Consider the following 8,692-nt stretch of genomic DNA (forward strand, 5'->3'; position numbering starts at 1 on the left):
TCCTGATCCCCCAGCCAGGCCTCGCGGCCTGAACAACGGCCCCGTGCAATCGCCCGGGGCCGTTTTTTTTTGCCTTTGTCCGAGCGATTGGGATCAGCAGGCAGCCTGTATAACGAAACGTTTCAATACAATCCAGGCATGCCGGTGAGACGTCGGCCGCCATCGCCGGGAAAGCCCCGGCGCATTTTTCCTGGAGGAAGCCTGCCAATGATCCGGCTATTGCCGCCGACGCTGTTGCTGACGCTAGCCGGCTGCGCCACCGCGCCGCCCTCGAATCCCGACAACATCTGCGCAATCTTCCGCGAGAAGCCGGAATGGCACGACGCGGCGCTGGAGGTGCAGAAGAAATGGGGCGCCCCGGTGCCGGTGCCGATCGCGATGATGTACCAGGAGTCTTCCTTCAAGCACGACGCGCTGCCGCCGCGCTACTACTTCCTGGGCTTCATCCCGTGGGGCCGCGTGAGCTCGGCGTACGGTTATGCGCAGGCCAAGGACGAGACCTGGGCCGACTACAAACGCGAAGCGGGCGGCTGGACCTCCAGCCGCGACAACTTCGCCGACGCGCTGGACTTCATGGGCTGGTACATGAACAAGACGCAGCGTATCAACGGCATCTCGAAGTGGGATGCGTATGGGCAGTATCTGAACTACCACGAGGGCTGGACCGGCTACCGCAACCGCAGTTACGACCGCAAGGCATGGTTGAAAACCGTCTCGCAGAAAGTGCAGGCGCGCGCCGAGAAGTTCACGGCGCAGTACAAGAGCTGCGAATCGAGCCTGTCGCGGGGCGGCTGGTTTTGGTGAAGGGCCGCTGAATCGCCTGGGTGTCTGAGACCCGCTGAATTGCCCCGGTGTCTGACACCCGCTGAGACGTCACCGCAGGCTGAAGATCATCTCCCCGGGGTGTCAGACACCGTCAACCCGCCTCGCGCTGCATGAACGAAAAAAAATCCCGGCGGGCCGGGATTTTTTCTGCGTGGGCGGTCGCCCGCCGCGATCAGAAGTCCATGCTGGCCGACAGCGAGAACGTGCGCGGGCCGCCCAGGACGAGGTAGCCATTGCCCGGATAGCCGCCCACCGACGACCAGTAGTTGCGGTTGGCGATGTTGTCCACGCGGGCGCGCAGCGTCAGGACGTGGCCGTCCACGTCCATCATGTAGCGCAGGCCGGCGTCAAAGCGCGTCCAGCCCGGAACCTTGAGCGTGTTGGCGTCATCGGCATACGACGAGCCGGTGTAGACCACGCGGCCGTCGACGGCCAAGCCTTCGACGCCCGGGATGTCCCATTCCACGCCCATGTTGGCCTGGAAGCGCGGCACGCCGATCACGCGGTTGCCGTTCAGCGAGGCGTTGCCCGTCGACACCTGCTTGGCGTCGAGCCAGGTCAGGCCGCCCAGCAGGCGCACGCTGCGCACGGGTTCGCCGAATACGGTCAGCTCGACGCCTTGGTGGCGGTCCTTGCCGGAATTGGTCAGCTCGTTGGCGGCGTTGTAGGCCGCGCGCGGCTTTTCCGTCGAGAAGAACGCCAGGCCGCCACCCAGGCTGTCGCCTTCATACTTCACGCCCACTTCCTTCTGTTTGGACACGAAGGGCGGCAGGCTCTGGCCGACGTTCGGCACCGGGCGGCCGCCTGCGGTTGCGGGCGCGGTCGGGCCGGCAACCAGGGCTTCGATGTAGTTGGCATACAGCGAAACGCTGGGCGCAACCTTGACCACCAGACCGAAGGCGGGCGAATTGTGGCTGGCGTCGTAGGCGCCGCTTTCGTTGCCGGTGTTGTACGCGTAATCGCGCTGCGACATGCGCTGATGGCGGATGCCGGCCGTGAACAGAACCTTGTCGTCCAGGAAGGACATCGTGTCGCCGATGGCGTAACTGCTCAGGCGGGTACGGCCCTGCAGCGCTGGGTTGTCCAGATCATTGCCGCGCAGCGCGCCGGCGCTGAAGGCAGGCTTGTCGTACGAGATGGGATCGTAAATGTTCGTGGGGAACGTGTTGCGGAAGTCCATCACGTACGCGTTCTTTTTCTTCAGATCGAACCAGGACGCCGACACGACGAACTCGTGCCCCACGGGACCCGTGCGCAACTTGCCGCGCAGGCCGATTTCACCCGTGTTGACGCTGTCTTCACGCGTGTTGTCGAAGCGGTAGAAGTTGCCGGCGCCGGTGCTGCCGTTGGTGAGCGTGATGTTGCCCAGGGAGTTGGCTTCGTCGCTGCGGCGCATGCCGAACGCGCCGTACGCGGTCAGCTTGTCGCTGAAGTCATGTTCCGCGCGGAGCGTGCCGAAGACGTCGCGCTCGTTGGAATACGTCCACGGCTGCGCGTAGTTGGAGCTGGCGTCCGGCGCATCGGGCACGGTCGTGACGCCGGCGCCCAGCGTCACGTTCGGGCGCGGGCGCTTGAGCTTGTTTTCCTGCCAGCCTATGTCGGCGGACAGGCGCGTGTCGGCGGACCGCCAGTCCAGGCCCAAGGAGACCACGCTGGTGCGGCTATGTTCGTCGTCGATGGCCGTGTCGCCACTGCGCTGCGCGGCGTTCAAACGGATGCCGGTGCTGTCGTCCGGGCCGAAGCGGCGGGCGATGTCGGTGGACAACTGGAACTGGCCGCCGCTGGAAACCCCGGTGGTGACCCGCGTCAACGGCTCGTTCGGCGCGCGCTTGGGCACCAGGTTGATGACGCCGCCAATGCCGCCGCCACCGGGCGTGGCGCCGGTCAAGAAGGCCGTCGCGCCGCGCAGCACTTCCTCGCGTTCGAAGAGCTCCGTGGCGATGTACTGACGGGGCAGCAGACTGTACAGGCCGTTGTAGGCCACATCATCCGAACTCAGAATGAAGCCGCGAATGAAGTAAGACTCCTGGAAGTTGCCAAAACCGCGCGCCACGCGCACACCCGAGTCGTTTTGCAGCACGTCGCCCACGCTCTTGGCCTGGCGGTCCTGGATCAGCTCGTTGGTGTAGCTGGTCACGCTGAACGGCGTGTTCATGAAGTCCTCGGTGCCGAGGATGCCGACACGGCCGCCGCGGGCCACCTGCCCGCCCGCGAACGGCGCAGAAAGACCGCCGGCCGATGCGTCCGCGCTGGCCTCGACCCGGATGGCGTCCATCGAGGTCACGGAGCCGCTGGTCGTGGCGGGCTGAGTCTGGGGAGCGGTCTGGGGTGCGGTCTGGGGAGAGGTCTGGGGAGCGGTCTGGGCGTGGACGGCGCCAAAGCACGGCAAGGCGGCGGCCATGCAAGCGAGAGTTCTGATTTTCATATCGGGGCGCTGGTAAAGCGGAAGCGGGTCCGCGTTGCGGTGGGGAGATCCGCAAAAACCCGATTCGAATCGCGTGGCTATCCGGGGTGACCGGCGCCATCCAAGCACATTCGCGGTTGGGGTCTTGAGGTCTGACCGCGACGATGTTACCAAAAGAGAATCGTTCTCATTGATTCTCTCAAAAAGAATTGAAGCTCGGCGTTGCGGCCAAGCAACATATCCCGCGACGGATCAGCAGGTCGTCAGCGCATCGGCCGGTTCGGTTTCCCCATACGCCGCCAACGCCTCGGCAAGCGCCCCGTCCGCGTCGGGCAACGCCGCGTCGCCCTGCTGCCGCCCTTCCCCCACCGCCGATCCCGCCACCAGCACGAAATGCACGGGCTTCTTGCCGGCCATCAGCAACAGGACCCCTTCTTCACCGTCCCGCGTGGCGCCCGCTACCGCGGCGCTGCCGGCGGGCACGATCGCAAAGTCCGGATCGCCGCCCGCCACCTTGGGCAGCGGCCCCGCACCCTTGCTGCAATGCCTGGCGCGCACGCCCAGGTCGCCCTGGATGGCGTAGAACCAGGCGTTCCAGCCAGGCGGCATGGGCACCAGGGTGGTCGCACCAGGCCGTAGCCAGCCGTCCAGGATCAGCAACGGTTCGGGCGTGCGCAAGGGCGACTCCAGCCCTCCGAAGCTGCCGGACACGACCCGGACCTTGCCCGAAGGCGCCTGGATGGCAGGCATGTCCGCGGCGCGCAGCATCGAGGTCATGGGCGGCAAGGATTTCAGGTGCGCCGGATGATCGATGAAGATCTGCAGGCCGTGCAGCCGGGCTTCGCCCACCGGCCGCTGCGCGTGCACGATGCCGCGCCCGGCCTGCGTCCAGTGCAGGTCGCCCGCGTGAATGTCCTGGTTGTTCTCGATGCCGTCCAGGCTTTGCATGACGCCGGTGCTGTCTTCCAGCATCAGGGTCGCGGCGCTGATGCCCGCGTGCGTATGCGGTTCGAAGGTCGGCCCGGTCATGACGAAGTGATCCACCAGCACCACGGGCGAGATGCACCGCGAGAAATCGGTATGGCGAAACTGGCGGATGGTGCAGGCGTCGCCCATGTAGCGGCTGGAGCCCGGAACGACGGCGCTAAGGTGGAGAGTCAAAAATGCTGCCTTGCTGTTTGCTGAACATGTATTGCGGCGACAGCTTATGAGTTCGGACCGCCGGACAGTAGGGGCCAATTTCAGGAATAATTGTCCCGGCTGTCAGGACAATGCCAGCAAATATTCCGAATTCCCCTATTAAAACGCTGTATGCCTAACTACGTTCACCGCCTTGAAGACCTGCTGCTTTTCAGCGAAGTTGTTGAAAAAGGCGGCTTCTCGGCGGCCGCACGTGTGTTGAATATGCAACGTTCCAAGCTGAGCCGCCGAATTGCCGAGCTGGAAGCGCGCCTGGGCGTGCGGCTGCTTCAGCGCAATACGCGGCGCGTGTCGCTCACCCCGATGGGCGAACAGATTCATGCCCACGCCAAGGCGCTGGCCCGCGAAGCTCGCAGTGTCTTCGACCTGGCCGCGTCCATGGGCGATGCGCCCGCCGGGATGCTGCGCATCACCGCGCCCTCGCCGCTTGCGACCCGGATTCTGGGCGGCCTGGTCGCCCGCTTCTGCGCGGAGCACCCCCGCGTGCGCGTGCTGCTGGACACGCGAGACCAGATCATCGACCTGGTCGGCGAAGGGTACGACCTGGGCTTTCGCGCCCAGTCATCGTCGCTGACCGACGCCCGGTTGAATGCGATCGAAATCTCCGCCGTGCCGATGGCGTTGGTGTGCAGCCCGGCGATGGCCAAATCCCCGCCGCGTCACCCGCGCGACTTGGCCACCCTGCCCCTGCTTGCCCACGGCACGCAGGACGGCCTGCACACCTGGCGCTTGACCGGCCCGGGCGGCGAAATGGAAGCGGTGGAATTCCAGCCCCGCAGCCTGAGCAGCAATATGGACACGCTGCGCGCCATGGCGGCGGCGGGCCTGGGTCTGGCGCTGGTGCCGCGCTATCTGTGCGGCGACGATCTCGATCAAGGCCGGCTGGCGCGCATCCTGCCCGACTGGACGCCCGCGCCCGCCCGCATCTATGCCGTCATGCCGGCGCGTTGCGGCGAGCCGCTGGCCTTGAAGCGCTTTCTTGAATTCACGGCGGCTGAATTGCCCGCGTACCTGACCTGAAGCGCCCCTTCCGGAGCACAGGGCCTTGCAGGCTTGGCGCGCGTCCGCCAAAGTAAGGGTTTCGCCGAATCCGAACCGGTCTGGCGCGATACGGGGCCGGAACTTTGACGTGCCGCTCAAGTCTTATATAAGATATAAGACACAAACCAAGATATAGACCCTCGGCAAACTTGTCCAAGAGACAATGACAAACTCGCCGAAACGCCTGAAAATGCCGCCTTCAGCCTGGGCAAAACCACGGAGTCCATCATGCCGCACAACACCCTAGACACACTCAAGAATTTCAAGATCGGCAACAAGTCCTGTCAGTTCTATTCGCTGCCGGCGCTGGGCAAGTCGCTTGGCATCGATGTGCAGCGGCTGCCGGTCTCCATCCGCATCGTGCTGGAATCCGTGCTGCGCAACTGCGACGGCAAGAAGGTCACCGAAGAACACGTCCGTCAGCTGGCCAACTGGCAAGCCAACGCCAAGCGCGAAGATGAAATTCCGTTTGTGGTCGCCCGCGTCGTGCTGCAGGACTTCACCGGCGTGCCGCTGCTGGCCGATATCGCCGCCATGCGTTCGGTCGCCGACAAGATGGGCAAGAGCCCCAAGAGCATCGAGCCCCTGGTGCCCGTGGACCTGGTGGTGGACCACTCGGTCATGATCGACTACTTCGGCACCAAGAACGCGCTGGACCTGAACATGAAGCTGGAGTTCAAGCGCAATCAAGAGCGCTACCAGTTCATGAAGTGGGGCATGCAGGCGTTCGACACCTTTGGCGTCGTGCCCCCGGGCTTTGGCATCGTCCACCAGGTCAACCTGGAATACCTGGCGCGCGGCGTGCACCAGGACAAGAAGAACAACGTCTATTACCCCGACTCGCTGGTGGGCACCGACAGCCACACCACGATGATCAACGGCATCGGCGTGGTCGGCTGGGGCGTGGGCGGCATCGAGGCCGAAGCCGGCATGCTGGGCCAGCCCGTGTACTTCCTGACGCCGGACGTGGTGGGCGTCGAGCTCAAGGGCCAGCTGCGCGGCGGCGTCACCGCCACCGACCTGGTGCTCACCATCACTGAAATGCTCCGCCGTGAAAAGGTGGTGGGCAAGTTCGTAGAATTCTGCGGCGAAGGCACCGCCAGCCTGACCGTGGCCGAACGCGCCACCATCGGCAACATGGCGCCGGAATACGGCGCCACCATGGGCTTTTTCCCGGTCGACGAACGCACCATCGACTACTTCCGCGGCACCGGCCGCACCGAAGAGGAAATCGCCGCCTTCGAGGCCTATTTCAAGGCGCAGAAGATGTTCGGCGTGCCCGCGTCCAAGGACATCAATTTCACCAAGCTGCTGACGCTGGACCTGTCCACCGTCGCGCCGTCGCTGGCGGGCCCGAAGCGCCCGCAAGACCGCATCGAAATCGGCAACGTCAAGAACACGTTCATCGACCTGTTCTCCAAGCCGGTGGCCGAAAACGGCTTCAACCAGCCCGCCGAAAAGCTCGACCAGACCTTCACGACCAGCGCCGGCACCAAGATCAAGAACGGCGACATCCTGATCGCGGCCATCACGTCCTGCACCAACACGTCCAACCCCAGCGTGCTGCTGGCGGCGGGTCTGTTGGCCAAGAAGGCCGTGGAAGCCGGCCTGACCGTGCCCAAGCACATCAAGACCTCGCTCGCCCCCGGATCCCGCGTCGTCACCGAATACCTGACCAAGACGGGCCTCTTGCCCTACCTGGAAAAGCTCGGGTTCGACGTGGCCGCCTACGGCTGCACGACCTGCATCGGCAACGCCGGCGACCTGACCCCGGACCTGAACGAAGCCATCACCAGCAACGACCTGGTGTGTTCGGCCGTGCTCTCGGGCAACCGCAACTTCGAGGCGCGCATTCACCCGAACATCAAGGCCAACTTCCTGGCCTCGCCCCCGCTGGTCGTGGCCTATGCGCTGGCCGGCACCGTGACGCGCGACCTGATGACCGAGCCCGTGGGCCGCGGCAAGAACGGCGACGTGTGGCTGGGCAACATCTGGCCGACCACCGAGGAAATCGACGCGCTGCTCAAGTACGCGCTGGACCCGGAAGCCTTCGAAGCCAACTACGGCCAGGTCAAGAGCAATCCCGGCAAGCTCTGGGAAAACATCAAGGGCGTCACCGGCGACACCTACAACTGGCCCGATTCCACCTACATCGCCGAGCCGCCCTTCTTCGAGGGCTTCGGCATGACCCCGGGCGCGATGCCCACGGTCAAGGGTGCGCGCGCGCTGGGGGTGTTTGGCGATTCGGTCACCACCGACCACATCTCGCCCGCCGGTTCCATCAAGGAAAGCTCGCCCGCGGGCAAGTGGCTGAAGGAACACGGCGTCATGAAGGCCGACTTCAACAGCTACGGCTCGCGCCGCGGCAACCACGAAATCATGATGCGCGGCACGTTCGCCAACGTGCGGATCAAGAACCTCATGATTCCGGCGCTGCCCGACGGCAGCCGCTTCGAAGGCGGCGAAACGCTGTTCCAGCCCACCGGCGAACAGATGTCGATCTATGACGCCGCCATGAAGTACGTCGCAGCCGGCACGCCCACCGTGGTGTTCGGCGGCGAAGAGTACGGCACCGGCTCGTCGCGCGACTGGGCCGCCAAGGGCACCCAGCTGCTGGGCGTCAAGGCGGTCATCACCCGCAGCTTCGAACGCATCCACCGCAGCAACCTGGTGGGCATGGGCGTACTGCCCCTGCAGTTCAAGGGTAACGACAGCGTGCAATCGCTGGGCATCACGGGTGAAGAAACGTACGACATCTCCGGCCTGGAAAACGGCATCAAGCCGATGCAGGACGTGACGCTGACGATCACGCGCAAGGACGGTTCCAAGCAGGACGTGACCGTGCTGCTGCGCATCGATACGCCGATCGAGGTGGATTACTACCAGCACGGCGGCATCCTGCCGTTCGTGTTGCGCCAGCTGCTGGCGGCGTAAAAGGCCCCCACGCCGCACTCGCTTCGCTCGCTTGCTGCCCCCCGAGGGGGCGGCCCCGCCTTCGGGCGGCCGGGCGGCGGGGCGGCAACTCTTCTGCAGAACGCCCCGGGACCTTGCGGTTCCGGGGCGTTTTTCATTGGCCCGGCGTCATGATTCGGCAGGTGTCTGACACCCCCCGGAGATGGTCTTGGGCCAGCCGCTATTTTTCAGCGGGTGTCAGACACCTTGTATCTTGGCCACTGTAGTGATTAGCTATCGCTACACGCGGACCGATGAGCGTGTTCAGAC

Annotated in this window: 5 protein-coding genes; 3 read left to right on the forward strand and 2 right to left on the reverse strand. The window is 64.8% G+C overall.

Annotated features, from left to right (window positions below; translation table 11 throughout):
* Positions 1–207 precede the first annotated feature (207 nt).
* Entirely contained in the window at positions 208–804 is a 597-nt protein-coding gene (locus KVT32_RS24775) for a hypothetical protein (RefSeq protein ID WP_056323789.1), read from the forward strand.
* A 193-nt stretch (positions 805–997) separates the two neighbouring features.
* Here KVT32_RS24775 and KVT32_RS24780 read toward each other — a convergent pair whose 3' ends face one another.
* Together KVT32_RS24780 and KVT32_RS24785 are read right to left on the reverse strand one after the other, a co-directional pair.
* The gene (locus KVT32_RS24780; protein ID WP_217618969.1) at positions 998–3,250 is read right to left on the reverse strand and encodes a TonB-dependent siderophore receptor; all 2,253 of its coding nucleotides are present in this window, start codon (positions 3,248–3,250) and stop codon (positions 998–1,000) included.
* A 231-nt stretch (positions 3,251–3,481) separates the two neighbouring features.
* The gene (locus KVT32_RS24785; protein ID WP_254637011.1) at positions 3,482–4,390 is read right to left on the reverse strand and encodes a pirin family protein; all 909 of its coding nucleotides are present in this window, start codon (positions 4,388–4,390) and stop codon (positions 3,482–3,484) included.
* A 150-nt stretch (positions 4,391–4,540) separates the two neighbouring features.
* Between KVT32_RS24785 and KVT32_RS24790 the strand changes: the two genes are divergently transcribed.
* Together KVT32_RS24790 and acnA are read left to right on the forward strand one after the other, a co-directional pair.
* Positions 4,541–5,449 (forward strand): LysR substrate-binding domain-containing protein, encoded by a 909-nt coding sequence (locus KVT32_RS24790; protein ID WP_152384945.1) that lies wholly within the window; start codon positions 4,541–4,543, stop codon positions 5,447–5,449.
* A 249-nt stretch (positions 5,450–5,698) separates the two neighbouring features.
* Positions 5,699–8,404, forward strand: a complete 2,706-nt coding sequence (gene acnA, locus KVT32_RS24795) for an aconitate hydratase AcnA (protein WP_062839130.1) — start codon at positions 5,699–5,701, stop codon at positions 8,402–8,404.
* The last annotated feature ends 288 nt before the right edge of the window (positions 8,405–8,692 follow it).

It is taken from the genome of Achromobacter sp. GbtcB20 (genome assembly GCF_019091095.1).
Taxonomy (GTDB): Bacteria; Pseudomonadota; Gammaproteobacteria; order Burkholderiales; family Burkholderiaceae_B; genus Achromobacter; species Achromobacter mucicolens.

Bases quoted from the DNA above. Each gene is read 5' to 3' on its own strand.
- KVT32_RS24775 (WP_056323789.1), top strand. From the start codon at position 208: ATGATCCGGCTATTGCCGCCGACGCTGTTGCTGACGCTAGCCGGCTGC.
- KVT32_RS24780 (WP_217618969.1), bottom strand. From the start codon at position 3,250: ATGAAAATCAGAACTCTCGCTTGCATGGCCGCCGCCTTGCCGTGCTTT.
- KVT32_RS24790 (WP_152384945.1), top strand. From the start codon at position 4,541: ATGCCTAACTACGTTCACCGCCTTGAAGACCTGCTGCTTTTCAGCGAA.
- acnA (WP_062839130.1), top strand. From the start codon at position 5,699: ATGCCGCACAACACCCTAGACACACTCAAGAATTTCAAGATCGGCAAC.